Raw genomic sequence first — 24943 nt, forward strand, 5'->3', positions numbered from 1 at the left:
TCTCAGGCTGCAGCCCACCGGCTCGCTAATGAGCCGCCGTGATTTCTACCGTGGCGGGAAGAAGACCTTCCGCGGTGGCGGTGAGGGTGATATTCCCCGAGCCCGTGGGCCGGATAACGGCCAGGACTCGCCCGTCGTGGGTGCTTCGGCGTTCCGCATCGAATCGCTCCTCGGTAGCAGGCGCTGCGCTCGCAAATCCTGCGAGCACAGCTGGCCCGTCCAGAGCGACGAGAATTTGCTCTTCGACGTCGTTGTGGACGACGCCTGCATCATCTCCGATCGAAATCTCGACGTAAGCCAAATCGGTGCCGTCTGCGCGGAGCTCCTGTCGATCGGCGGAGGCGTGCAGTCGAAGATCGCCGCGCGCGGTCTCAAGAGTACTTCGACCAACCTCCTCGCCATTTCGGTAGGCAACGGCGATGACTGTTCCCGGCGAGAAGGTCGTCTCGATACGGGCGATGAATGCCTTGTCCTCACCGACACGGGCACGGCCCACGGTCGTGCCGTTGACTTGCAGCTCGACCTCCTCAGCGTCGGTGTAGACGTCAACGGTAATGGGGCTGCCTGGCTCGACGTTCCACGTCCAGCTGTTGAGCGCGTCGTGCCAGGACCAGGGGCCAATCTTGACTTCCTGACCATGGCGCTGGGGACGGTGAACGGCGATATACGGTTCGCGGCGCAGGCCCCAAACGACCTGGCGCCAGTAGGCGATCGGCTTTAGTCGCCCAGTGATATCGATGGTCCCGGATCCGGCGGTCAGGTGGGGGTATGCGGCGCCGAAGCCTCCCGCTTCCTCATCCTGATAGACGACTCGCCCAATGCCCGCCTCGCCCAGGTAGTCCCACGCCGTCCAGGCGAAGTCGCCGAGAACGGTCGGGTACTGTTCGACGAGAGGCCATAGGCGGTCGAGGGCTCCCGGGAACGTTTCGGAGCCGATCAGGATCCGGTCGGGGTGTCGTTCGGCGTCGACGGCGTAGCGCGACTCCGAATAGTTGATGCCGGACGCGTCGAGTTGGGCGTGCGCCTCCTCAGTCCGATGACTTACCTCTTCCGACGACCCGAGCGTATTCATTCCCTCCTCCATGGAGTCGATAAGGGCGTTGACGTCGAGGGGCTCGCCGGGGTTCGCCGACGCGGCGAGGTCCAAGGCGGCGACCATCCCGTTGATGGCGTTCGTCACCAGTCGGGTTGGGTCAAGTGCTCGCACCTTTTCGGCGAGGCGTCGCCCCCACGTGGAGCCGATCGGCCGCCCAACTTCGAAGATCTCGTTTCCGATGGAGTAAAGAATGACGCTCGGGTGGTTGAAATCTTTCGCGATCATCGACTCTACGTCCCGCTCCCACCATTCCGGAAAGGCGAGGGAATAGTCGAAGGGCGCCTTTCCCTCCGTCCACACATCCGAGAGCTCGTCCATCACGAGCATCCCGTAGCGATCGCAGGCCTCGAGGAACGCGCGACTCAAGGTGTTGTGCGCGCTGCGCACGGCGTTGTAGCCGGCGGCCTTGAGGATCTCTACGCGACGCTCCTCGGCTCGATCGATGGCGGCACTGCCGAGGGGGCCGTTGTCGTGGTGAATGCAGCCTCCTCGGAGCTTGATGCTCTGTCCGTTAATGCGGAGGCCGTGGATCGGGTCCAGCTGGAGACGGCGAATCCCGAATGCGGTGACGTGTTCGTCGAGGAGTTCATCATCTCGCACCCGGGTCTGCAGCGTGTAAAGGTTCGGGTCGTCGACGTCCCAGAGCTCGGGCTTTCGCACGTAATGACGGAGGTGAAGCGTGCCCGTGTGCGCCGGCAGGAGCGTTAACGGCGCCGAGGCGGACGCCGCTTCCCTGCCGTCGGGGCCGATGATTTGAGTTTCGACACGGACGGTGCGGGTGTGACGGGTGTCATTCACTACGTCGAGCTGGGCGAGAACGACTGCGCGCTCCTGATCGATGTCTGGCGTCGTCACCCTGACGCCGCTGAGGGTAAGGTGCACAGGCTCGCTGACGGCCAGCCACGTGTTGCGGTAGATTCCGCCGCCCGTGTACCAGCGACTGTCCTGGTGGGTGCGCGCCTCGACACGTATTGTGTTGGCTTCGCCGAAGCGGAGGTATGGTTCCAGCCGGAGCTCGAACGCGGAGTAGCCGCTCGGCCGCTGCCCGGCGAGATCGCCATTGACGAACACCATGGCGTCGCGATAGACGCCCTCAAATTCGAGCATGACCGCCTTGCCATGCCAGTCCGCGGGCACCTCGAACGTCTTCTCGTACGACAGATGAGTTCCGGGGTAGTAGCCCGTGTGACTGCCGTTGGGGGTGTCGGCAGTGCGATGCAGGTCGCGGACCCCATCGTGCGGGAGGCGCACCGGCTTTCGCACGGTGCCGTCGTCTTGCGTACCGAAGACACCGAGTTTAGGGCCGGCGGTCCAGCCGTCGTTGAACAATTGGCGGATCATAGGTGCTTCTTTCGTCTAGTTCGCTGCGTGTGCAGCAAGGAGTTATCGGACACCTCGAATGAATCGCACTGAAAGCGCGCCCAGGACGGTGGAGGCGATGAGGATGATGAAGATGACCTGATAGTTCCCCGTAGCACCAACGATGGCGCCGACCACGGCGGGAGCGACGATCTGGGGGCCGGCGTTGGCGATGTTCATGATGCCGAGGTCACGCGCGGCGTTGTCGAGGTTGGGCAACACGCGAGTGATAAGGGCCTGGTCTACCGCCATGTAGACGCCGAAGGCCGCGCCGACGATGGCGGATGCGATCCACGCCCCGGTCATGGTCGGCATCAGCAGGTACACCAGGCCGGCGGGGGCGAACATCGCGGTGGAAAGTGCGACGAAGATGCGCAGCCGTCCGAACTTGTCAGATACCCACCCGCCGATTGCGGCGAAGACGAGGCTGAGCAGGGTGCTCATGCCCGAGATCGCGACGAGGGCTACTCCGGCCTGGTCGATGTCACCGACACCGATGTAGTCGCGCAGGATGTAGAGCTGGAAGCTCGTGACGGAGAAGTATCCAAAGATGAGGAAGGCGCGGCCGGCGAATGTCCACCAGTAGTCAGGGGCCGTGCGGAAGCTGGGCATCCTGGTGCGCTCTCGACGCTCTTCGCGAGACAGGGCCCGAAGGTCTGGCGCCGGACGGTCCTTCGTGGTCAACGCGAATGTGACGGCGGTGAGGAGGAAGGCCGCGGCAATCAACAGGTAACCCTTGAAGACCTCTTGCGAGAGGCCGGCCAGAGCCACACCGGCGTACAACCCAACGAGGGTGGACGCGCCGACCATTCCGGACATTGTTCCGCGCCGTCGCAGCGGAATGCGCTCCGGGAGAACGGCCGTGAGTCCGGCCTGAGTGGCGTTAAGCGGCCACATCATGATGGCCCACACGACGGCGATGGCAACGATGGACGTCAGCTGGGACATCACGATCAGGCCGATGGCGCTGACGATGCCTCCGATCAGGATCCAGATGTTGCGTCGCCCGAGGAACCGCGTCCGAGTGCGGTCGGACAGTCGACCGAGAATGGGTTGCGAAATCACACTTGAGACGGCTGCGACGGTCAGCGTGAGACCAAGGACTCCGGCTGCCGCCGCGGGCTCGGGCAGGAGCTGTGCGACCTGCTTGCCAAGCAGCATCTGCATAACTCCGCCCCACACGGCGTTCATCGCCACCATCGCGAGTGGGTAGATCACCCACAACCAGCGCGACGGATCGGAAATCGTCTCCGGGGCGGGCGCGGTGCTATCCGTGCCGGGAAGCGACGTCGGCGTCGCGGGCGGAGTGGCGATCGCCGCAAAGCGGTCATTCGGGGTCAGCTGGCTCGACATTGAGGCTCTCCTAGTCACAGGTGTGAACACACGTGTGAACGATTATGTGGCGCTAGTTCACAGCTGTCAATTAGGCTCGGTGTAGGAGGAACGGATGCCTGTGAACAGCTTTGACGTCGCGCGCCGCGCTGGTGTCTCGCGTTCGACGGTGAGCTACGTACTCAACGGTCAAGGCCACCGCTTCACCGAAGAGACCCGACGTGCAGTCGAAGCGGCCGTCCAAGAGCTGGGATATCGTCCGGCCGCTGCCGCCCAGGTGCTCGCGCGTGGTCGCAGCGACATCGTCGTCCTTGTGATGCCGCTTGCCGCATACGACGAGTTTTGGGAAGGCGTCGACAGGTTGACCGCGGACTTATCTTCCGCCGGAATATCGTTGCTCGTGCGGTCGGCAACGTCGTCGTTGGAATCCTTTCGCGGTGTCATAGCGGCGGTGCGCCCACGAGCGGTAGTCTCTTGGACCGCACTCTCCGCCGCCGAGACATCGATGCTCGAGCAGGCGGGCACCAAAATCATCGACCTCGCCCGCGCCACATCCACGATGGGCGGCTTCAACTGGGGGGTAGGGTGCGCCCAAGCTGAGCATCTGAGCAGCCGGGGGTTCGAGCGGCTTCGGTACCTACGACTCACGAATGCACGGGACGATGTCATGCAGCAGGCCCGAGAGGCGGGATTTCGTGCGAGGGCGCTCGAACTTGGCGTCACCGTCGAGGACAGCGTCTCGATCGACGCGCGATCGGAGACCGCTGTTGACGTCGTTCGACTCCTGGAGCAGGGGACGGGCCTGGGGGCATACAACGATGTCGCAGCTGCGGCCGCGTTGGCGGCGGCGCAATCCATAGGGATCCTGGTTCCTGGCGCGCTAGGTCTCGTTGGCGTCGACGACTCGTCTGTTGCGACCCACACCACCCCACGCCTGAGTTCCGTCGAGGTCGACGTACTTCCATTCGTCCACCCCGTCGTTGAAGCGGTCGTCGAGGAATCGGACGTGGATTTCACCGTGCCCCCCGTCGCCTGGCGCGTCGTACCCGGTGGGACAACGTGACTCTACGAATACGCCCCGACGCTCGACCAGATCGATCGAAAAGTGCGACCGTAAGCCTGTCGACGCGGGTCGCCAGTGCGGACGTGGAATGCCGTCAGGCGACGGTGGCGTCACTGTCGAGGACGATGTTCAGGACCCCTGCCCAAGTAATCAGCAATGACTTGGAGGGAGCGGTCGGTCTCTGGAATGTCAGCGGGCATGGCGAGATGTCCGTGAACGACCCCACGTGCTAGGTACTCTGAAACATCTACCCCCGCGAGCCGCGCCGAATCAGCGAAGAACTCACCGGATGCGCGAAGGTCATCGAATTCGGCGACCATCACCAAAGTGGGAGGAAGATCGTTGAGGAGGTGCCCCTCAACCGACGCGTAACGCGCGCCCCCGGAACTCGACGTCGCGAGGTAGGTGTCGTACATGAGGTTGAACATCGCGGCGGGGAAGCGGAACGACGCTGGGACCTCGTCGAAGTCGGGCGGACCATCCCGCCACGGCGGCAGCTCCTGGTGAAGCAACGGATAAACCAACACCAACCCAGAGGGCGCTGGCTCCGCCGCATCACGAAGTTGGAGAGCTGCCGCGAGCGCAAGATTACCTCCCGCTGACGCGCCGCCAAGAAGCAAGCGGCCTGCGTCGATTCCCAACTCGTCTGCATGCTCGTGTGACCATCGAAACGCGCATGCCACCTCTCGGTGCAGCGTCGGGTATCCCACTCGGCCGTCAGCGAGGTGGTAGTCGACTGCGATCACGACGTTGCCGCTGCGCGCACTGATCTCCCTGGCCACGAGGTCGGATTCGATATCGTCGAGTCCGCCCGAAATGAAGCCGCCGCCGTGCATCCACAACAGTGCCGGTCGCGGTCCGGCAGCATTGCAGGCCGAGTCGTAGATGCGAATTCGCAGGGACGCCGGGCCTAAAGGCCCGTCGATGAGGCGCTCTACGAAGGCTACGTCCGGGCCCACGTAAGTGCTGTCCCCAACATAGGACTGCAACACCCGGGTCGCCAGGTCCGGGTCAGTCATCATGGTGTGCAAATCAAGCCCTCGCATCCAGCCAATGCGAGCGTTGAGCGTGGCATCAAGCGCGCTCACGTGCGTATCCCCTTCACGCTTTCACGCTGCCCGTGGTCAGACCGCTCTGCCAGTAGCGCTGGAGGTAGGCGAACGCTAGCAACAGGGGGATTACAGAGAGGAGCGAACCGGTGAGGATGAGCGAGAACAGGGCATCCGCGCCACTGCCGCCGGCTAGTTGAGAGTTGAGCTGCGCCAGTCCGACAGTGACCGGATAGAGCTCTTCGCTGCGGATCATGAGGAGCGGGAGCAAGTAGTTATTCCACGCACCAACGAGTGAGAAGAGGAGTACCGTGACCAGGCCCGGCCCGAGGAGGCGAAGCGAGATCTGTGCGAAAATCCGCAGTTCCCCGGCACCGTCCACCCGAGCAGCCTCGATCAAAGCGTCGGGAATCGCGTCTTGGGCGTAGACCCGCATGATGAACACGCCGATCGGGCTGGCCAGGGCGGGCAAGATAACCGCAAGTGGCGAGTCCGTCATTCCGTAAGCGCTAGCGAGGACGAACTGAGGGACGGCAAGAGCGGTCGCTGGAATCATGATCGCACCGAGCGCAATGGCAAACAGGAGCCGTTCGCCTCGGAAGCGATACTTAGCAAAAGCGTAACCGGCCATCGTTGCGATGAGCGCAGCCCCGACGGCGGCTACGGTCGAGTACCACGCAGAGTTCCACATCCATTGCCCGAACAGCCCTTCCTTGTACGAGAAGACGGCTACCAGGTTGTCCCAAAGTGCGAAGTCATCTGCGAACCAGAAGCCGAACGATGTGAAGAGTCCCGTGTTGGTCTTCGTTGAGGCGAAAACCAACCAGATCAGGGGAATGACGAAGTATGCGGCACATATCCAAATAAGAGTGGTGGCCAAGGCCCTGGGATTACGTCGCCGCTCGTGTCGCCGGGACCTGCGAACCGGCCGAACGGCCTCGGTTTCGACAGGCTGAATGGTCACAGTCATCCTCGTTCCTTCCGCGTGGTAGAGAGCTGCACGACGTACGAGATGATGACGATGAGCAGGCCAAGCACAAACGACATCGCTGCTGCATACCCGACGTCCTGGGAGGCGAACGCCGTGTTGTAGATGTAGATGTTCGGCGTGTAGCTCGAGTTGATGGCCCCTGGCGCGAGCGGTGCAAGAAGGTTCGGTTCGTTGAATAGCTGGAACCCCCCGATGAAGGACAGCAGGATGCACAGCGTGATCGCCGGCAGGATCGCGGGGATCTTGATACTCCACGCGGTCCGCAGCGCGCTAGCTCCGTCGAGCTCTGCCGCCTCGTACAATTCGCTCGGGATGCTTTGTAGAGCCGCATACAAGATGATCATGTTGTAGCCGAGGGCTCCCCAGAAGGCGATGTTCACGATGCCGTACATGATGTTGGACGGCGCCAAGAGATCGGGCGACGGGAGTCCAAGAGCGGCCGTGAGTTGAGCGATGGGGCCGAACTCGTTGCCGTAAAGGTAGCCCCACATCAATGTCGCCACGACAGCCGGGATCGCATTCGGCAAGAACATCAGGAGTCGCGCGGTCTTGGAGCCCCTCACGCGCCCGCTATCGAAAGCGAGCGCGAAAACGACAGCAAGACCCAGAGTCAGAGGGATTTGCGCGAGCATATAGACGCCCACGCGACCCAACCCCTCCAGAAGCTGCGGGTCTGTGACTGCGCGAACGAAGTTCTCGAGGCCGACAAACGTGGTGCCACCGATGATCCTCTTGCTGAACATGCTCACGCCCAGCGCGTAGAGAAGGGGCAGCACGATCATGAGCGCAAAGATCGTGAAGAACGGGGCCACGAGCAGGTAGGCGGTCGCTGATTGCTGTCGCGCCAACTTGCCGCGGTCGCGGCGACCGCGGATTCGCTCGGACGCGGGGACGGTGAGGCTTCGCGTGGATGTGGCAGAGATGATGTGCACCTTCCTCGATGGTGGCTGGGCGAGGGCGACGCCGCGACGGGCAGCGCCGCCCATCCGCTATTCGTTGACCGTGAAGCCCTGTTCCTGGGCGTACGCAACGAGTTCTCGCTGCCACGCCTTGTATGCCTCGGGAAGACTGGTCCCATTGGCGAGGGCTGCCCCGATCGTGTCGTTCTGTGAGGTGGTGTAATACGTCGAGAACGGAACACCCACCGGTGGCTCCATGTCGAGGGCTGCCTTACCGAAGACCTTGTTGATCGACTGCCCCGCGAAGAACTCATCCGGCTTCTGGAGCCAGGCCTCATCGTTCAACAGGCCGACGGTCGCGGGGAACAACGAGACCTCGGTGTTCAGCACTCCGACGGCCTCCGGGTCGGCGTTCAGCCACTGAACAAAGTGCGCCGCCAGTAGCGGTTGCTTTGTTGTGGCGAGCGCGCTGATGGCAGATCCACCCGAGTTGGGGTACGACGGAGCGGCCGGGTCCCATTGAGGCGCGTCAGTCGCGGCCCACAACCCTGCTGTGTTGGCCGCCGCCGACTTGAGAAAGAGGGGTCCCCACGCAGCGCCGATCCAGGACGCATACTTTCCTGAGGCCATCCCCTGGTACCACGGGTCGGTCAGGATCGGGTCAGTCGAGACAAGATCGCGGTCGATGAGATCCTGCCAATATTCGGCGAACTTCAGCACATCAGGATTGTCGGCGGCAAGGGTTAGGTTCTCTCCACCGTCCCAGCTGAACATCCTGTCCTTCGATGCGTGCTGCGCAAGTGGTGCATTCTCGAGGGCGGAGAAATTCGTGATGTACGAGCCTGTCTTGTCCTTGATGATCTGCGCGGCTTGGGCAAATTCTTCCCAAGTGGTCGGAAACTCGATCCCCGCTTCATCGAAGATGTCAGTGCGATACATCGAAGCGACCGGCCCGATATCCTGCGGGGTTCCGAAGATGCCGTCCCCGATCGTGACACTGTCCCACGCACTCGGCACAAACTGATCTTCGAGATCCGCGGCCCCGTACGGTGTCAGATCCAGCAGGCTGTCGGAGAGAACGAAGCTGGCGACGCTCGTTTGCTGGAGCTGCGTGACGTCCGGCAGACCGGTGCCGGCCTCCAGCGCGGTGCGGAGCTGGGTCTCGACGTCGAGGCCCACGACCTCGAAGTCCACGTCAACGCTTGGGTATGCCCGTTCATAGGCCTCTACGGCGGCTTCCATTTCCGGGACCCAACTCCAGAACGTGATGGTGCCGCCCTCTTTCACGGCGGCATCCATCTCGTCAGAGGTGACGGTCTCCGCTGAGGGGCCGCTCCCTTCGGTGTTAGCCGAGCAACCGGCGAGAAGCACGAGTGGGAGAAGGGCGGCTACGCCTACTTGCAACCCGGGTGCGGCTGTGCGCCTCATAGCATTCCGTCCAAACGTCGTCGTTGTGGGTAGAGCAACACGCGAATACGTATTGCACTGGGATGCTAACTCGTATTCGCACGGCAAGCAATACGTATTAATGAACTAGTCTGATCCGGGGCGGACTGGGACGAGCAGAACTAGCTGAGGACGTTGATGGGAAGAATCACCTCGCGAGATGTGGCAAAGGCAGCCGGAGTATCTCAGACGACTGTGAGCTTCGCGCTGCGAGACGATCATGAGCAACGGATCTCGCCTGAGACCCGTCGTCGAGTGCGGGACACAGCTGCTCAGCTGGGCTATACGCCGTCCCAAGCCGCCAGAGCGCTCAAGCTGGGGCGCACCGACACGGTGCTCCTAGTGTTCCCGCACGTGACGCTCGGCCCGGTGGCGGCGAAGATGCTGGATGGACTGACCAGCCGCCTCGAGGCAATTGGGTTGAGCCTGATCTCGCGGACCGAGATCCCGGGAGAGACATTCTCCGCGCTGTGGACCGGACTCAACCCCGTAGCTGTCATCACCGCAACGCCGCCCACCAGCGCCGAGCTAGAAGACATGACCGAAGCGGGAGTGATCCCAATTGCATTGGTCGATGAACGATGGAATGAGCGGGCAGGGATAGCGCAGGTGCAGCATCTCACCAGTCGGGGGCACCGCGTCATCGCCTACGCCATGCCCCAGAACCCTGGTGAGGCCAAGCTGGCCGGGCAGCGATTGGCTGGGGTCCAGGAAGCCTGCCGGAACGCGGGACTCGCGTCGCCTGAGGTCCAACAGATCGGGCTGGATGCCGTAGACGCGGTCCAGGCTATCGAGCACTGGCGTGCACTGGAGTCACCCGTAACTGCAGTTTGCGCGTACAACGACGAATACGCGTTCGCCGTACTCGCCGGAATGCGTCATCTTGGCCTTCGGGCTCCCGCTGATCTCGCGGTAATCGGAGTCGACAACCTCGAGATCTCCCCGCTCGCTGATCCCCCGCTTACGACAGTGGACGTGGGGGGAGACGCCCTCGATGAGACTATCGACCGCATCATCGAGACTATTTTGGCGGGTCATCAGAAACCGGGAGCGCGAACGGCGCTCCGATTGCAAATCGTCGAACGCGAATCGGTATAGCGGCCCGTGGCCACCGTCCCGCGTCTGGTCGAAGAGGCGAAATGGTGCAAGGCGGTCGTCAAGGTGGTGGCCCCGGCGATCGGTTTGGCAATGGCGGCGACCCAGTGATGGTGGCGGCAGCGGAGATCCCGCGCATCGCGGCAGCCGTGAGCACGCTCCCGCGACCGGAACGGCCGGTGGTCCTGAGGGCGCCAACGCACGCCGGGAGGGGTGTGGCTCTGCTACTGGAGTAACCGCGGAGCCTGTCCCACTGATCGGAGCCTTTCAGCCCGCGAGCGTCGGACTTCCGAAAAACGGGTGCCCAACCAATGACGCGCCGGCTGTTCGCCCTTCTCTGAAAGCCCAACGCGACTGTTCATGACAACTGGGACGGCCTCAACCTAGCCCTACGAGCATGTTCTTCACTCGAGCTCCGGGAGGAGCAGCACCTTGCCGGCGTCGCCTGTCAGCAGGTGAATTGCTTCGTCGGCCGAGCGCAGCGGCAGCCGGTGGGTGACGAGCCAGTCGAGGTCAACTCGCCCGGATTCGATGAGCAGCAGGAGGGCGTCCCAGCTCTGCCAGAGTTTGCGACCGTAGATGCCGCGCAGGGTGATGCCCTTCTTATTAATGTATTTGGCGATGTCGATCGGCGCGGGCTCGCTCGGGTGACCGATCGTGATGAGCGTCCCCTCGCGGCGAAGCGCCTCGAACAGTGGAGGCAGCACGCCCCGGACCCCCGACACCTCGTACGCGACATCAAATCCGCCCCGCGACCCGGAGATCTCCTGGCAGATCGCGGCGATGTCCTCACGGGGGTGCAGCACCTGCGCGCCGAGGGAGCGGGCCTGCTCCTGGCGGAACGGATTCGGCTCGACCGCGACGACGTGCGCGGCCCCGAGCGTGAGCGCGAGCTTCGCGATGACCAGGCCGACGGGGCCGCATCCGTTGATGAGGACATTCTGGCCCGCGGCGGCGTAGTCCGCCCGCTGGATGGCGTGCATGGCAACCCCTGCACCTTCGAGAAGTGCGCCGGTCTCGAGCGAGACGCTGTCGGGGAGCTTCACGCAGATGTCGGCGGGCACGGCTACCTTCTCGGCGAACACGCCGTCGATGTGCATGCCGAGGATGCGGGTGTTCTCACACGCGTTCGCACCGCCAGAGCGGCAGGCGTGGCAGTGCCCGCAGATCAGGTGGCTCTCCATTGCGACGCGGTCACCGACCTGGAAGCGTTCGACGCCGTCGCCGACGGCGATCACGGTCCCGGAGCCCTCGTGACCGAGAACCACCGGCAGATCGAGGGCGAAGGCCTGGGCGGAAGGGGTCCATTCGTACAGCTCGCGGTCGGTGCCGCACAGTGACGCGGCGGCCACCTTGATCAGCACTTCGCCGGGACCCGCCTGAGGTTCCGGGTAATCCTCGCGGTAGTCGAGGCCCTTCTCGGCTGCGGACTTCAGGACGGCTCTCATGATGTTCCTCTCGAGGATGTGGGGTTCCCGACGAAGCGGGAGAGGATGTCGACGGGCCCGACCTGCCCGCCCTTGAGGAGGAGGCGGCTCTCAGCGACCGCGGATGCAGCGTCGGCCTGGCATATCGGACCCGCGGTGACGAACTGCTCGCTCACCCTGAGCTCGGTCACACCGAGCGCGAGGAGCGCATGGCTGGAGGAGTCGCCGCCGAAGATCGCGACGTCGCGTGTGAGTCCGCGTTCGACCATGATCTTCGCCAGCCGACCGATCGCGCCCCCAACGGCGGCGGAGTCTACAGTCCCGGAGAGCATGCGCGGATCGGCGGTGCCTCGCAAAGTGTGCGCGATCACGTTGCGTCCGTCCGCGAGTGCGGCGGCGGTCGCGTCGACCCAGGCGCCGGATGGCCGGTCCTGCGTGAACGCATCGCCGGGGATCGCGACCTCCACCCAGCCTTCGCCCACGGCGTGGGCGATCTGATCGGCCGTCGTAGACGACGCTGAGGCGCTGACGGCCAGGGTCGGCCCGCTCGAGACCGAGGCGGCCGAGGCGGTTCGTTCGCCGCGTGCGCGACGGCGCGCGAGTGCGGCCATGATGCCGCCCGAGCCGACCACGAGGGCGACGTGGCCATCAGCCAGTAGGGCGTCGGCGACGGCATCCATCTGATCGGGAGCGACGGCGTCGACGACGAACGATCCGCTCTCCCGGCGATGCGTCTTCCACTCCGCGGAGAACGTCCCGTCCGTGTAGGCGGGCAGATGGATCGCTGCGATCGGCGCGTCGCCGCTCTGCTGCGACGCGATGATGGCGCGCAGGTCGGCCTCGTGCATCGGAGTGGCGGGGTGACGACTCATGACCGGGTGCCGGTCGAGTCGGTGGACCTCGCCCCGATACGCGCCGAAGTGCTGGCTGAAAGCCGTGTAGCGGCCGAACTCGGGCTGGGCGGGTGCGACGGCGATGGCGCCGTGGCTCGGCCATTGCTCGTGGAGGATCTCGATGGCCCGCCCGATGTTGCCGACGGTGGGCGATGAATCGAAGGTCGAGCAGATTTTGTAGAGGAAGACGTCGAGGTCCGCGGCTGCGAACGGGGCGATGCCCGCGCGCACGGCGGCTTCGAGCGCATCCCCCGCGAGCGATCGCGAAGGGCCCGCGATGCCGACGACGTCCGCGGCGTCCGGCAGAGGCTTCGTCGGATCGAGGGAGAGCGCCGCGTCGAGACCCCTCGCGTGAGCCTGCGCGAGGACATCGGCTGCGCCGGTCAGATCGTCGGCGAGGAATCCGATGCGACTCATCGGGGAGCCGGCCCGAAGAACTCGACAGCCCGCCCCAGCGCAGGGCTCCTGCGGGCGGCATCGTCGAGGGACTCGCCGGCGACGGCCGCCGCCCATGACTCGCGGAGGCTCTGCACCCCGGCGGCGGGACCACCGGGATGCGCAGCGATGCCTCCGCCCGCAAGCATGAGCAGGTCGGTCGTGTGCAGGGCATCCCAGGTCGGATGGGGGGTGAACACATTCTGACCCGACGAGAGTGCCGGCAGCACCTGCTCGCCCTGCCCGAGTGGCGTGAGCAGATGGCGGACGTTGCCGCTAACCTCCTCGTCGCGCTCGTAGAACTTACTGCCGAGACCGCTTGCGTGGAGGTGATCGGTGCCGGCGAGGCGAGCGAGCTTCTGCCATGCTTCGTACGAGACGCCGAGCGCGGGGTGGCGCATCGAGGCCGCGAGTCCGCCGCGATGTCCGTGGATCGGGACCGCTGCGAAGGAGCGGAGGTAGGCGAGCGCTGGCAACCCCATCACGGGGATCGTGAGCATGACGCACGTGCCCCCGGCATCTACTACCAGATCGTGTCGCTGCCGGAGGCCGGCGATGTCGCCCGTGATGTTGAACGCGTACATGGTGCGCTTGCCGGTCACCTGGGCGGCTGCGTCGATCTCCTCCATGGCCACGCGTACGCGAGTCTCGAGCGGGAGGTAGGACGGATCGGTCATCAACTCGTCGTCCTTGATGAGATCGATCGAGGCCCGCGCGAGGTCGCGGACAACGGTGCGGTACTCAGCTTCCTTCAGCCCGACGTTCGGCTTGACGATCGTGCCGACGACCACATCCGAGTCGCCGAGCCCGATCAGACGACGGGTGCCGGCTACTCCGAATGCGGCTCCTTCGTGCGCATCGACGTACTCCTCGGGAAGATCGAGGCTCTGCAGGCGGCAGGCGAACAAATCCCCGAGCTCGAAGAGGTTGCCGGCGACGGCGGTCAACGTCGTCGCGAGGTCCGATCCGACGTTCTCCATCGGAAACTCGAGGTCGATCTCCGCCGCAGTGACGCGTTCAGGTGTAGTACGTGAGGGAAGTGCCGGAGCGACCTCGCCGAGCTGGCGGACGGCAGTGACCTCGGCGCCGTGGCGCGAACGCAGCTCGTCCGACTCGCCCGGAACCTGGACGAAGGTCCCGCTGGACTGTTCGCCTGCGAGGAGGGCCGCGGCCCGGTCAGGTTCAATGCTGGACTCGATGTAGTAGCGCGCGGTGAGGCGCCGAGGGTCACGCATGGTGGTGCTCGTCTCTCGGATCATTGGCGGGAAGGTCAATCGGATGCGGTCGAGGTCTTGATTGACCCTGTCACCGCGACGTCCTGTTTGAGGCCGCCCTGCGCCTTCATCACGAAGGCGGCGACCAAAGGAGCAAGAATCGCAGTTACAAGCACCGCGGCCGCGGCTTGCGCACTAGCGGCGCCGACGTATGGCTCGAAGCTGGGGTCGGCGACAGCTACGACTGCAGGGACTGCCACAGCATTGCCCGCGGTCGTTCCTGCGGCGAACCCGATACCGCTCTGATTGCCGCGCTTCAGGATGAACCGGTAACCGAGGTATGTCAGACCGCCCGTCAGAATCACGACGAGGACGCCGAGGACGATGCCCGCGAGCCCGCCGGTGACGACGTTGCTGATGCTGATGCCGGTGCCGACGCAGAAGGACATGAAAGGGATGGTGATCGCGGCGGCCCCGTTGAGGACCTGGGTCCACTCCTTATCAACGGCGCCAATGATCAGACCGAGGATGAACGGGACGAGCGCGGCGACGAAGGCAAGGATGGGGATGTCGCCGAGTCCGGAAGCTCCGAGGAAGATGAGGGCGAGGAAGGGGCCGTCGTCGAAGGCGCTGGCGACGTAAGCGCCGCGGTCGCGCTCGTCGCCGTACTGACCGGAGAAGGCTAGCCAAAGCGCTCCATTGCTATTGCCAAAGATCGTGATGAGTGCGAGGACCGAGACGCCCAGGATGCCGTCGATCCCGACCGTGAGTCCGAGGGTAACGGCGAGTCCGATGGGAACCAGCGTCTTCGCAAAGAGGACGACGAGAGTGGTGCCCGCAGCGGCCTTTCCGCTTCGGCTTCCGGTGATCTGGGCGCCTGTCGCCACGATGAGGACGGCGATGAGTGTGAGCGTCCCGTCACGGAAGAGGGCCGTCGTGAATCCGCCGATGCCTAGGGCGGCGGGCGCGAGATTGCCGAGTGCGATCCCGAGCGCCAGGGGGATGAGCATCACTCCGCCAGGAACACGGCTCATGAATCCGAACATCGGGAAGCGTGACTTCCCCTCATTACGTGACTGCGTCATTTCATCTCCATTGATGTCGTACGGACGATTTGTACGTACCATTCCTAGTGGAGAACGGATAGCCCGTCAAGACAGAATGGGTGGGAGCGGGTGGAGGGCATCATGACAACAGCGCACGGCACAGTCAGCCGACGTTCGAGCGAGCCGCTCTACGTTCAGGTCGCCGGAGACCTTGAGGGGCAGATTCGGTCGGGGAACCGTCCTCCGGGATCTCCCCTGCCTGCCGAGCAGGCTCTGCAGGAGATCTATGGCGTGTCTCGAAGTGTCGTGCGTCAAGCGCTGGATCAACTGGCGCAACGGAAACTCATCAGTCGTGAGCAGGGTCGCGGCACGATCGTTCTCCCGTTCGACCATTACCGGCGCCAGGCGCAGCGGGCGGGCGGGCTTCGCCAGCAGATCGCGGCACTCGGAGGTGAACTGTCGACGCGCATCGTCTCACTCGATGTCGAAGATGCGCCCCCCAACATCGCCGCAGTGCTGTCCGATGACAAAGCATGGCGGTTGGAGCGCGTGAGATCCGTCGATGGTGAACCGGTGATCCACATGATCACAAGACTTCCCTTCTCGCGCGTGCCCAAACTCAGTCGCGAGCGCTTGAATGGCGGATCATTACACGATTGGCTCCGTGCGAATGGTGTGATGCCTCAGGGTGGCCCGCGGCACCTTCATGCTGCTGCGGCGAGTGACGTCACTGCCGACTTTCTTCGTGTCGAACGCGGCAGCCCGGTCACTGTGCTCGAGGGCGAGACCCGCGACACCTCAGGGCAAGCAATCGAGGTGTTCACGGCATGGCACCACCCGCGGACCGTCTTCGATCTGGACGCGGAAGTCACCCAAAGCGACGAAGCGTCGCGAGCCGAAGCGTTGCTGCGTGAGATCAAATCGATACTCGCCACATGAGCCCTTAGCTGCACCTCACAAGATGACAACCGCCAGTCGGACAGGTGCAAACGGTCACGTCCCGACGTGATTCTGACCATTCCCGGTGAGGCTCCAACCTTCTCGCATCAAGGTCGCGACGATCGGATCCGTCGGCGCGGTGGCCCCTTGTACGTTCCACATCCATGCGTCCGCGAGAGCGCCTAAGTAGAGATCATCTGCTCGCACGTCCAGGCGCGCATGCCCCGACTCTTGTGCTGACTGCAGGAAAGCGTCTGTTCGTCTTATCAAGGCCTCGCACAGGGGGGCGATGGGGGAGGCCCCATTTGTCACCGCGGCCTTCAATGGTGCCGGCATCCCGTCGTAGGCGCGCATCCAGACAGCCAGGGCCGCCAGCCAGTGCGCGAGGGCGGTTCCCTCGTCGATGCTTTCCGCCTCGATCTTTGCTGCTTGGCCCTCGACGTCTGGCAGATGTTGTTCGAGGACCGCCGCTATCAACGCGTCACGGGTTGGAAAGTGTCGATACAACGTTCCCGGGCCCACCGCAGCGCGCTTCGCGACCGCGTCAAGGGCCACGTCCAGACCCGACTCCGCGAACAAAGAGCGAGCTGCGTCGAGAATCCGTGCGTAGTTCCTTCGCGCGTCAGCCCGAAGCGGCGCTCCTGATGATGTGGAAGCCATTTCATGCTCCTTAGGAATAAGCGGAGACGGCGTCCGTTGGGCTAAGTGGAGAACATCTCCGCCCAGTAAGGAACACAGTGTCATCAACAGAATTCCACACCGATCTTCCGGACGGCTCCTCAACGCTGCGTCTCCGTCGGGTGTTTGCGGCTTACCCAACCGGGATCGTCGCTGTCGCAGGAACAGTCGACGGTGAGATCGCCGGGCTGTCGGCAAACTCGTTCACCTCCGTGTCCTTGGAGCCGCCCTTCATCTCCCTTTCGTTTGCGTCGACGTCTACGACGTGGCCGCGGTTGCGAGAGTGCGAAGTACTCGGCATCAGCGTCCTCGCCGAGGACCAGGCGGACATCTCTCAGCAGCTGAGGCGCCCGTCCGCTGAACGGTTCCGAGGCCTCGAAGTGAGGACCGACCGAAGTGCTGTGCATCTCGTAGGTGCGCTGGCCACCCTCACTGTTGCGCCGGTTGATGAGTTCAGCGCCGGGGATCACTCGATCGCGCTGTTCCGGGTGATCAATGCGCGGAGACGCCTCGACGGCAGGCCTTTGGTGTTTTTCGATAGCGCCCTGCGTCAGGTCGCGGACACGGCAAGCCGATGACGTCTTCCCGCCTTCAGGAGCGAATAATCCGGTGGATCCTTCGCTCCCTACAACGCTGAACCCGATCACGGAGGCAAGGATGAGCAAAACAAGAATGATTCTCGGAGCCGCGCTAGGCGAGAGCTACGGCACGCACCCCGGGGCTTGGCGATTGCCTGAAGTAGACCCGTTGGCGTACACGAACGTCGACGTACAGGTTGTCGCTGCCCAGCGCGCGGAGAGGGGTGGACTCGACTATGTCTTCTACCCCGACCGCGTCTTCCTGAAAGCCGATCTGAAGTCAGGTCCACCGATGTTCTCTATGGACCCACTAATGGTGTTAGCGGCTGTCGCCACGGCGACGAGCAAGATCGGGCTGGTGGCGTCCGGGTCGACCACCTTCACAGAGCCATACACGCTCGCGCGTCAGTTCCGCGTTCTGGATGTGATGAGCCACGGACGTGCGGGATGGAACGCCATTCCGAGTTATGAGCCGGAAGCGTTCGCCAACTACGGACGCGAGATGTTCCCGCGCGAAGAGAAGTACGACCGATTGAACGAAGTCGTGCAAATCACTCAAGCTCTGTGGGGCAGTTGGGGGAGAGAAGCGGGCAAACCGGATCAAGCCAGCGGGATCTGGGCAGACCCCGCGTTCATCCGCCCCGTCAACCTGCAGGGCCGGCACGCCGGTTCGCGAGGGCCACTTCAGGTACCGCCGTCAGAGCAGGGGCAGCCGGTGATCTTCATGCCTGTCGCCAGCGGTTTGGGGCTGCGGGCGGCAGCGTTCTATAGCAACGGCATGATCGCGATGCCGAGCACCATTGAAGAAGGACGGCGACAACGTGCGTTGATTCGGTCGCTAGCCGAACAAGCGGGGCGTGACCCAGATGAGATGAAGTACCTTCCCTTCGTCTCGTTCGGCCTCGGCGCCACCCCTGAAGCCGCGGTTGCTCGCCGCCGCACCATGGAGGAGTCAGCAGACGTGCCCTCTCGTGTGCGGCAATTGTCAGCAGTCCTCGGTATCAGAATCGACGAGACCCAGGCAGATCTACCACTGACTGCGGAGCAGATTGCCGCGATCCGCCCTCATCCCGGCGCTCACCGAGCGCGCAATGCTGCTGTGCTCGCAGGGGAAGGGCTGTCCCCGCTCGATCTTCTCTCGCACGGGATGCTCGAAGGCAATCCAGGGGTTGTCGGCACGGGGGCGCAAGCTGCAGACCTGCTGGAGGAGTGGGTCGACGCTGGCGCAGCCGACGGGTTCAGCGTGGTCCCCGATGCACTACACGACGGCCTCGACCAGTTCGTCGACCTAGTTGTGCCCGAACTCCGACACCGAGGCCGTCGACCCGATGACTACGTCGGCACCACGCTCCGAGATCATCTGGGTCTGCCGGAGCAGCTAGGCCTGGATCTTCGTCTGACCACTCATAGCTCGCAGGAAGGCCAATCTTGACTATCTCCGTACCGCTGTCGATCCTCGATCTCTCCCGGATTAGGCCCGGCGAAACCGTCTCCGATTCGATCTCCAGAAGTGTTCGTCTCGCGCAAGCCGCGGATGCTCTCGGTTACAACCGTGTCTGGTTCTCTGAGCACCACAACACATCCAGTATCGCCTCGGCGGCAACATCGCTGGTGATCCAGCACGTTGCTGCGCTTACGAACCGAATCCGTGTCGGCGCCGGTGGCATCATGCTGCCGAATCATTCTCCAATGGTCGTCGCCGAGCAATTCGGCACGTTAGCGGCGTTGTACCCTGAGCGCATCGATCTAGGCCTAGGGCGAGCACCCGGAACGGATCTGGCCACCGTCCGCGCGTTGCGGCGTACGGGCCGTGAGGCGCAGAGTTTCCCAGACGATGTCGTTGAATTGCACGGTCTGCTGAGCCAGTCTTCGCCGATACCCGGGGTGGAAGCGCATCCCGGATCGGGCAGCGAGGTCCCTCTGTTCATCCTGGGGTCGTCAATGTTCGGCGCACACCTTGCCGCGCAACTTGGGTTGCCTTACGCCTTCGCATCTCACTTCGCTCCGGCCATGCTCCACGAGGCTGCACGCGTCTACCGGCAGAACTTCGACACCGAGGGTCCACTCGCCCCGGCCGGCGCCACACCTTGGTTCATGGCCGCGGTCAATGTCATCGCAGCGGATAGTGCCGACGACGCGCGCGAGCAGCAGGCGAAGACCGAGGATGAGTGGCTGCAGAGTGCGCTCGGCCGCGTTCAACAGTTAGATGCAGACCAACTCGCCGCAGTGCGACACCATCCGCAGGGACAGCAGGTCCTCGCCATGCTCAGTCAGTCGTATGTCGGTGAGGTCGATACAGTCACCGATGGCCTCGACCGCCTCGCAGCCGAGATCAAAGCCGATGAATTCATCCTGGTCAACATGGCGCACGACGAAGCGTACGGGCTTCGAGCGCTGGAACTGTTGGCTCCCGTCGCGGGCCCTGTCGGGCAACACCGACAGCACTGAGATCTCGATACCGCCCCTACCACGAACAGGAGTTTCCATGTACGCCGACTTCAGCTTTGCCAGAATGATTCGACACCTCGAGAACGGTGCGCCCCTCACCCGGCCCGACGGGGTGCCGAGCGAAGAACACATGCGACATGTTCTCGAAGCGTACGTTGCGAGTATCGGTCGATCCGATACGAGTTTTGCTGACGACCACTTCGCTTCGCAGCGTGTCTTCGCGGATCCCGTGGGCACGCAGCCGATGACACTCGGCGATGGCATTGAATCCGCCGCCGTAGTCGCTCAGCTGATCGATATGCCCACGGAACTGACGCGAGCCGAACTCAACGGCCCCGTCAGCGTGTCGCTCGGTAATCAAGCCGCCGTGCCCTTCAAGCTCTGGCTCAATCTGGACGGGCGCGACGCTACCATCGACATCGTCGACGTCATGACCTTCGACGGAGACGGCCGCATAACTGACGTTCAGGCGTATTGGGGAGTCGAGAACGTGACATTTCTCAACTGACAGCCGGGGTGGATGATGTCGTTCGCCGATGGCGATTAGTGTGCGGCGTTCCGGCTGACCGTCGAATCAGCCGCATCCCGGCGAATATCCGTCGGTCGGCCTCACGGCACCCTAGACCTCTGCGGTCGATCTTTTGAGGGTGCAAGCCGATTGGGTCGCTGTCAGAGGAGCGTGTCGGTGGGGCGCAAGGTTGTTTTGCCCTCACCGACACGGCTCCGCCGATCAGTTGCTCAGATTGGCTGCCTCCAGCCGAGGGTAGAGCGCTGTGAGGGGACCTGAGAGCGCGTGCTTGATCTGGCGACTCGTGTCATCCGCGAGCACCTCATATTCGCCATTCTCAAGGCCGTCGTAAATGGCCGCCACTACATCGCCCGGATCATTCTTGGGTACGTCCAGGCCAGCGATGAATGGGGTATCTGTGTATCCGAGATGTGCGCCGACGAGGTGCGTCCCCTGTTCCAGGAGTTCAAGCCGGAGCGCGTTGCTAAGCGACCAGAAGGCTGCCTTGGTGGCTGCGTAATCTCCGGTACCGAGCCAGCTCACCGCCGAGTGGATGTTGACGAACGACCCGCCACCGTTTCGCTGCAGGATCGGAGCGAACGCCTGCGTAACGGCGACCTGAGCAAAAACGTTGGTCTCGAAAAGCGATCGCATGTCGTCCAATGAAGTCTGCAGTACCGGCTGCTGCGCTCCCGCGACGCCCGCGTTGTTCACGACAATTGTCACATCGCGAGTTTGGTTGGCGACATGTTCGATTGAGTCAGCACTATTGATGTCCAAGGGGAGGGCCTGAACGCGAGCATCCGTCCACTCCCTCGGCGTGCGGGCTGTCGCGTAGACCTTGCTGGCACCGCGTTCGAGCGCCTCTGCGACGAAGGCTTGTCCGAGACCGCCATTGGCGCCGGTGATGAGGACTACAGAATCCGTTAAAGAGGGCATGCTGGCGTCTCGCTTTCTTTAGCTCCGAATCCACAGGGAGCTGAGTTGGTATCACCAACCTAGCTAACTGAGTTGGATATGGCAACTCAGCTCGACTATCCTGTTCCTATGAGTGCTGCCCAAGACGTGAACGCACGGTGTTCGATAGCTCGTAGCCTCGAAATCCTCGGAGAAAAATGGGCCCTGCTCATTGTTCGTGAGGCACACTTCGGCGCCACGCGGTTTGCTGAGTTCCGTACTCGGCTCGGGATAGCGCCGGACGTGCTGACAGCGCGGTTGGAAACTCTGGTAGCCGGGGGAGTCCTCGACCGCCGACCGTATCGAGCCGAGGGGCAGCGTCAAAGATACGAGTACGTTCTCACCGAGGCGGGTGCTGAACTGAAGTTGCTGCTCGCGGCGTTCGTGACGTGGGGCGATGTCCATCGCCCTACCGGATCAGGTGCGTCGGTCGTGTACGTCAAGGAAGACGATGAGACACCGGTTCGAGTCGCCTTCCTCGATGTAGAAGGTCATGAAGTCTGCGCGGAGCGGATCGCCCTCATTCCGGGGCCTGGTGGTCGATAACGTTGCGTGGAGGCGCGGCTTCCGCGACGTCGCGGCGATTCTCGGGGGCGAACGCCATCACATATCGCTTGACTGATCCGTGTTCAGTGCTCGTTGCGCGAATAGCCCTTTGGGACAAGCGCGAGCGCTCGTCCCAAAGGGCGTAATGCCTCCCGGGAAGCAAATCGCGGTAGCGGTTACAGCAGGAGGCGACGCAGCCACTGCACCTGCGCTTTTACGGTGTCTTGCGAGAGGCGAGCATGAGGTGCGACGACCGTATAGCCGTGGAACCCGCCGGGCCAAACGTGAAGTTCGGCTTCTCCACCCGCTGCCCAGATGCGGCTGGCGTAGGCGACGTCTTCGTCTCGGAATGTCTCCGCGGAACCAACATCGATGAACGTCGGTGGGAGCCCGGAAAGGTCGTCAGCTCGCGCCGGCGACGCGTAGGGTGAGACTTCCGGTCCCCCGCGGCTGGCGCCGAGCAAGGCGGTCCACCCTGTCTCATTGCTCGTCCGATCCCAGATTCCAACTCCGGCCATCTGTCTCCCGGACGGCGAGTCATTACGGTCGTCCAGCATCGGACACAGGAGCATCTGGCCCGCCAAGCCCGGTTCCCCCCGGTCACGAGCTAGGAGTGCGAGGGCGGCCGTTAGCCCACCCCCGGCACTAGCTCCTGCCACAACGATCTTGCTCGGATCGATGTTGAGATCGCTCGCATTGTCCGAAGTCCATCTCAGGCCTGCGTAGCAGTCCTCGATTGCAGCGGGATGCCGGTGCTCGGGAGCGAGCCGATATTCGACGCTCACAACTGCGCAGCCGACTTCCTCAGCCCAGTCCAGCGGTTGGCCTATCCCCGCAGTGTTGTGTCCACTCGTCATCCCGCCCCCGTGTGTGAAATAGATGGCAGGGGTGGGAGCGCTGACCCCCACGGGAGTGCAGATGAGCAGTGCTACTTCGGGAGCCCCTTCAGGCCCGGGGACCAGCCGCTCCTCGACAGCGAATGCGCCCCCCCGGCTGAGTGTCTCGTGGTCCAGCCGGGGCGCCCAATTATCTGATGCGGCCCGGTTCTCATGTATCTGCTCGTAGGTCATCGACGGCGAGATCCATTGGGAGGCCTCGGCCAGGATGGGGGCGAGCTCTGGGTCGAAGGGGGGTGGCGGGAAATGATCCCCCTTCGTGTGCTCGGACGGGCCGGTGTGATGTGACGTCTTTGTCATCAGGTTTTCCATTTCGATCTGCCGAGGTCGGGCTCGGTCCTTTACTGAGGTTCCATTCCAAAAGGAGTCAATCCGCGAAACGAGCGACGAGGCGACCGGATACAGTCCCGTTTTTCAGGCGTTCCAGCCCGTCCGGGATGGCCGCGAAATCTATGGTTTCGGTTTGAACTGAAACCTTTCCGGCCCCCATCAGCTCCAGCACCTCTTCGAGGTGGGATTTGTTGCCCAGCACGGTCGCCCCGCGGAGCTCGATCGCCCGGCTTACCAGATCGATGGAGTTGAAGGTGAACTCTGATCGCCCAACGCCCACAAGTACCACGCGGCCCTGGCGCTTCACTGCACGGATGGCGCCAGTCGTTGTCGATCCGAATCCCGCAAAGTCCACAACTACGTCGAGGTCGCGACCCTCGAGCTCGGCTACGTCGGCGTAAAGCTCTTGGACGCCGACTTGACGGGCGCGGTCCCACATGACTTCGCGCGGTTCGACCCCGATCACTGTCGCGCCCGTCGCCAGAGCGATCTGCGCGCCCGTCATACCGAGCCCGCCTAGACCGACGATCGCCACACGATCGGATGACGACGTCTCGCCGAATACCACGACGCCGGTGTAGGAGACCAGGCCGGCGTCCGTCGCCGCCGCCGCCTGCTCCCATGACATGCCCTCGGGAATGCGAACAAGGCTGGACGCACTCGCGACGAAGTACTCCGCATACGCGCCGTCTCGCGTGACCCCGGGGCAGTCGTCAATGGAGATGGAGGCGACCACCCGATCGCCCGCGCTCCAACCGACGACGTCTCTCCCGAGGGATGCGATTACTCCTGACGCCTCATGGCCCAGAACGTAGGGGAAGGAGAGCCGGGCGGGAATCTGACCCTCCATATACCCGACATCGCTGTGGCACAGGCCCGCCGCCTTGACCTTGATCAAAACCTCACCGGGGCCCGGAGTGGGACGGTCGATCTCGTCGGCTCTCAATGGAGCAGCAATTCCGTCGAACATCCAGGCTTTCATCAGGCTCCTTCATCGAGTGGCGAGGGACTCGGGCTCGCGCCCGTGTCAAGCTCGTCTTACGATAACCACGTCGATGGACACTGTCTACTGGAGCCCCCGATGATTTCTCAGCAGGAGCAGCGCCGAACCATTCTGTCCGCGTCCACCGACGATGCGAGCCGCGAGACGCGCCGAAGGATCATCGACGCCTACTTAGCTGCGGGCGCTGAACCAAGTGCTCGGCCAAGCGTCACCCAACTGTGCAGACTTGCCGGAGTCGGGCGAAGCACCTTCTATACGCATTTCGCGACCATCGCCGATGTGAGCTTGTCTGCCGTGCTGCTGCGGATGGAGGATATTTCTAGTCTCGAGGTTGAGATGCGTCGAGCGGATCAGACGGGGTGGGAGGCAATCACGCGCGCGAGCCTCACCGAGTTGGTGCAGGTGGTGCTCAGTGCGCGAGAAGAGATTGCCTTCGCGGTTGACACGGTTTCGCGCGCTGCTGTGTGTGACACGCTCGCCGAAATTCTCCGCACGAACACGCTACCGATCGTCGAGGCTGTCTACGAGGGCGATCAGGCGACGAAGTTGTTGGTCGCGGAGTTTCTCAGCGCGGGGACGTCGCGCGCCATCCTGCGTTGGCTCGATGATCCTGATGCTGTCACGCCCGATCAGCTGACGGATGTGATTCTTGGTCTCATCCCGAGGCAGCTCAGCAACCCAGAGTGAACGTCTGTCTCTTGTGCGTTGCGCGCGG

General features: G+C 63.4%; 23 protein-coding genes. 9 read left to right on the forward strand and 14 right to left on the reverse strand.

What is annotated here, in order from left to right:
- Window positions 1-25: 25 nt before the first annotated feature.
- A complete protein-coding gene (locus AB0259_RS13525; RefSeq protein WP_366223023.1) occupies window positions 26-2437 on the reverse strand; it encodes a glycoside hydrolase family 2 TIM barrel-domain containing protein in 2412 nt (803 codons plus the stop codon).
- Window positions 2438-2479: 42 nt separating this feature from the next.
- Window positions 2480-3808: an MFS transporter gene (locus tag AB0259_RS13530; RefSeq protein ID WP_366223024.1), complete on the reverse strand. Its 1329-nt coding sequence runs from the start codon at window positions 3806-3808 to the stop codon at window positions 2480-2482.
- 94 nt (window positions 3809-3902) lie between these two features.
- Here AB0259_RS13530 and AB0259_RS13535 point away from each other — a divergent pair, with 94 nt between their 5' ends.
- Window positions 3903-4850, forward strand: coding sequence for a LacI family DNA-binding transcriptional regulator (locus tag AB0259_RS13535; protein WP_366223025.1), 948 nt, complete (start codon window positions 3903-3905; stop codon window positions 4848-4850).
- Between the two features lie 110 nt (window positions 4851-4960).
- On the opposite strand, the gene AB0259_RS13540 is transcribed toward AB0259_RS13535, so the two are convergent.
- The 4 genes from AB0259_RS13540 to AB0259_RS13555 are packed head-to-tail and all read right to left on the reverse strand — an operon-like array spanning window position 4961 to window position 9088.
- Window positions 4961-5938 carry an alpha/beta hydrolase gene (locus AB0259_RS13540; protein WP_366223026.1) on the reverse strand — a complete coding sequence of 326 codons (978 nt, stop codon included), beginning with the start codon at window positions 5936-5938 and terminating at the stop codon, window positions 4961-4963.
- Window positions 5939-5951: 13 nt separating this feature from the next.
- Complete coding sequence (locus tag AB0259_RS13545; RefSeq protein WP_366223027.1) at window positions 5952-6863, reverse strand: carbohydrate ABC transporter permease; 912 nt, start codon at window positions 6861-6863, stop codon at window positions 5952-5954.
- Between the two features lie 2 nt (window positions 6864-6865).
- Complete coding sequence (locus AB0259_RS13550) at window positions 6866-7876, reverse strand: sugar ABC transporter permease (protein ID WP_366223028.1); 1011 nt, start codon at window positions 7874-7876, stop codon at window positions 6866-6868.
- Window positions 7877-7879: 3 nt separating this feature from the next.
- The gene (locus AB0259_RS13555; protein ID WP_366223029.1) at window positions 7880-9088 is read right to left on the reverse strand and encodes an extracellular solute-binding protein; all 1209 of its coding nucleotides are present in this window, start codon (window positions 9086-9088) and stop codon (window positions 7880-7882) included.
- 285 nt (window positions 9089-9373) lie between these two features.
- Here AB0259_RS13555 and AB0259_RS13560 point away from each other — a divergent pair, with 285 nt between their 5' ends.
- Window positions 9374-10333 carry a LacI family DNA-binding transcriptional regulator gene (locus AB0259_RS13560; RefSeq protein ID WP_366223030.1) on the forward strand — a complete coding sequence of 320 codons (960 nt, stop codon included), beginning with the start codon at window positions 9374-9376 and terminating at the stop codon, window positions 10331-10333.
- Between the two features lie 401 nt (window positions 10334-10734).
- Here the strand turns inward: AB0259_RS13560 and AB0259_RS13565 are convergent, their stop codons facing one another.
- Genes AB0259_RS13565 through AB0259_RS13580 form a run of 4 tightly spaced genes read right to left on the reverse strand, consistent with a single transcriptional unit; the run spans window position 10735 to window position 15333 of the window.
- Window positions 10735-11778: an alcohol dehydrogenase catalytic domain-containing protein gene (locus AB0259_RS13565; RefSeq protein WP_366223031.1), complete on the reverse strand. Its 1044-nt coding sequence runs from the start codon at window positions 11776-11778 to the stop codon at window positions 10735-10737.
- Window positions 11775-13067 (reverse strand): four-carbon acid sugar kinase family protein, encoded by a 1293-nt coding sequence (locus AB0259_RS13570; RefSeq protein ID WP_366223032.1) that lies wholly within the window; start codon window positions 13065-13067, stop codon window positions 11775-11777. Before AB0259_RS13570 ends, AB0259_RS13565 begins: the two co-directional genes overlap by 4 nt.
- The gene (locus tag AB0259_RS13575; RefSeq protein ID WP_366223033.1) at window positions 13064-14320 is read right to left on the reverse strand and encodes a RuBisCO large subunit C-terminal-like domain-containing protein; all 1257 of its coding nucleotides are present in this window, start codon (window positions 14318-14320) and stop codon (window positions 13064-13066) included. The genes AB0259_RS13570 and AB0259_RS13575 overlap by 4 nt, the downstream gene beginning before the upstream one ends.
- Window positions 14321-14355: 35 nt before the next feature.
- Window positions 14356-15333 carry a 2-keto-3-deoxygluconate permease gene (locus AB0259_RS13580; RefSeq protein ID WP_366223034.1) on the reverse strand — a complete coding sequence of 326 codons (978 nt, stop codon included), beginning with the start codon at window positions 15331-15333 and terminating at the stop codon, window positions 14356-14358.
- A 153-nt stretch (window positions 15334-15486) separates the two neighbouring features.
- On the opposite strand from AB0259_RS13580, the gene AB0259_RS13585 reads away from it, so the two are divergent.
- Window positions 15487-16284 carry a GntR family transcriptional regulator gene (locus AB0259_RS13585; RefSeq protein WP_366223035.1) on the forward strand — a complete coding sequence of 266 codons (798 nt, stop codon included), beginning with the start codon at window positions 15487-15489 and terminating at the stop codon, window positions 16282-16284.
- A gap of 54 nt (window positions 16285-16338) precedes the next feature.
- Here the strand turns inward: AB0259_RS13585 and AB0259_RS13590 are convergent, their stop codons facing one another.
- Window positions 16339-16944, reverse strand: a complete 606-nt coding sequence (locus AB0259_RS13590; protein ID WP_366223036.1) for a helix-turn-helix domain-containing protein — start codon at window positions 16942-16944, stop codon at window positions 16339-16341.
- Between the two features lie 77 nt (window positions 16945-17021).
- On the opposite strand from AB0259_RS13590, the gene AB0259_RS13595 reads away from it, so the two are divergent.
- The 4 genes from AB0259_RS13595 to AB0259_RS13610 all read left to right on the forward strand — a co-directional run bounded on the left by AB0259_RS13595 (window position 17022) and on the right by AB0259_RS13610 (window position 20496).
- The gene (locus tag AB0259_RS13595) at window positions 17022-17540 is read left to right on the forward strand and encodes a flavin reductase family protein (protein ID WP_366223037.1); all 519 of its coding nucleotides are present in this window, start codon (window positions 17022-17024) and stop codon (window positions 17538-17540) included.
- 94 nt (window positions 17541-17634) lie between these two features.
- Window positions 17635-18972, forward strand: a complete 1338-nt coding sequence (locus AB0259_RS13600; RefSeq protein ID WP_366223170.1) for an NtaA/DmoA family FMN-dependent monooxygenase — start codon at window positions 17635-17637, stop codon at window positions 18970-18972.
- Window positions 18969-19988: an LLM class flavin-dependent oxidoreductase gene (locus AB0259_RS13605; protein WP_366223038.1), complete on the forward strand. Its 1020-nt coding sequence runs from the start codon at window positions 18969-18971 to the stop codon at window positions 19986-19988. Before AB0259_RS13600 ends, AB0259_RS13605 begins: the two co-directional genes overlap by 4 nt.
- Window positions 19989-20025: 37 nt before the next feature.
- A complete protein-coding gene (locus AB0259_RS13610; protein ID WP_366223039.1) occupies window positions 20026-20496 on the forward strand; it encodes a hypothetical protein in 471 nt (156 codons plus the stop codon).
- Window positions 20497-20718: 222 nt separating this feature from the next.
- Here the strand turns inward: AB0259_RS13610 and AB0259_RS13615 are convergent, their stop codons facing one another.
- Window positions 20719-21435 (reverse strand): SDR family oxidoreductase, encoded by a 717-nt coding sequence (locus AB0259_RS13615; RefSeq protein WP_366223040.1) that lies wholly within the window; start codon window positions 21433-21435, stop codon window positions 20719-20721.
- Between the two features lie 108 nt (window positions 21436-21543).
- Here AB0259_RS13615 and AB0259_RS13620 point away from each other — a divergent pair, with 108 nt between their 5' ends.
- Window positions 21544-21999 (forward strand): helix-turn-helix domain-containing protein, encoded by a 456-nt coding sequence (locus AB0259_RS13620; protein WP_366223041.1) that lies wholly within the window; start codon window positions 21544-21546, stop codon window positions 21997-21999.
- A 176-nt stretch (window positions 22000-22175) separates the two neighbouring features.
- Here AB0259_RS13620 and AB0259_RS13625 read toward each other — a convergent pair whose 3' ends face one another.
- Complete coding sequence (locus AB0259_RS13625) at window positions 22176-23207, reverse strand: alpha/beta hydrolase (protein WP_366223042.1); 1032 nt, start codon at window positions 23205-23207, stop codon at window positions 22176-22178.
- Between the two features lie 55 nt (window positions 23208-23262).
- Window positions 23263-24207, reverse strand: coding sequence for a zinc-binding dehydrogenase (locus tag AB0259_RS13630; protein ID WP_366223043.1), 945 nt, complete (start codon window positions 24205-24207; stop codon window positions 23263-23265).
- Window positions 24208-24306: 99 nt separating this feature from the next.
- On the opposite strand from AB0259_RS13630, the gene AB0259_RS13635 reads away from it, so the two are divergent.
- Window positions 24307-24915, forward strand: coding sequence for a hypothetical protein (locus tag AB0259_RS13635; RefSeq protein ID WP_366223044.1), 609 nt, complete (start codon window positions 24307-24309; stop codon window positions 24913-24915).
- Window positions 24916-24943 lie beyond the last annotated feature (28 nt).

Origin of the sequence: Microbacterium sp. NPDC080005, assembly GCF_040702445.1 — a bacterium.
GTDB lineage: Bacteria > Actinomycetota > Actinomycetes > Actinomycetales > Microbacteriaceae > Microbacterium > Microbacterium oleivorans_D.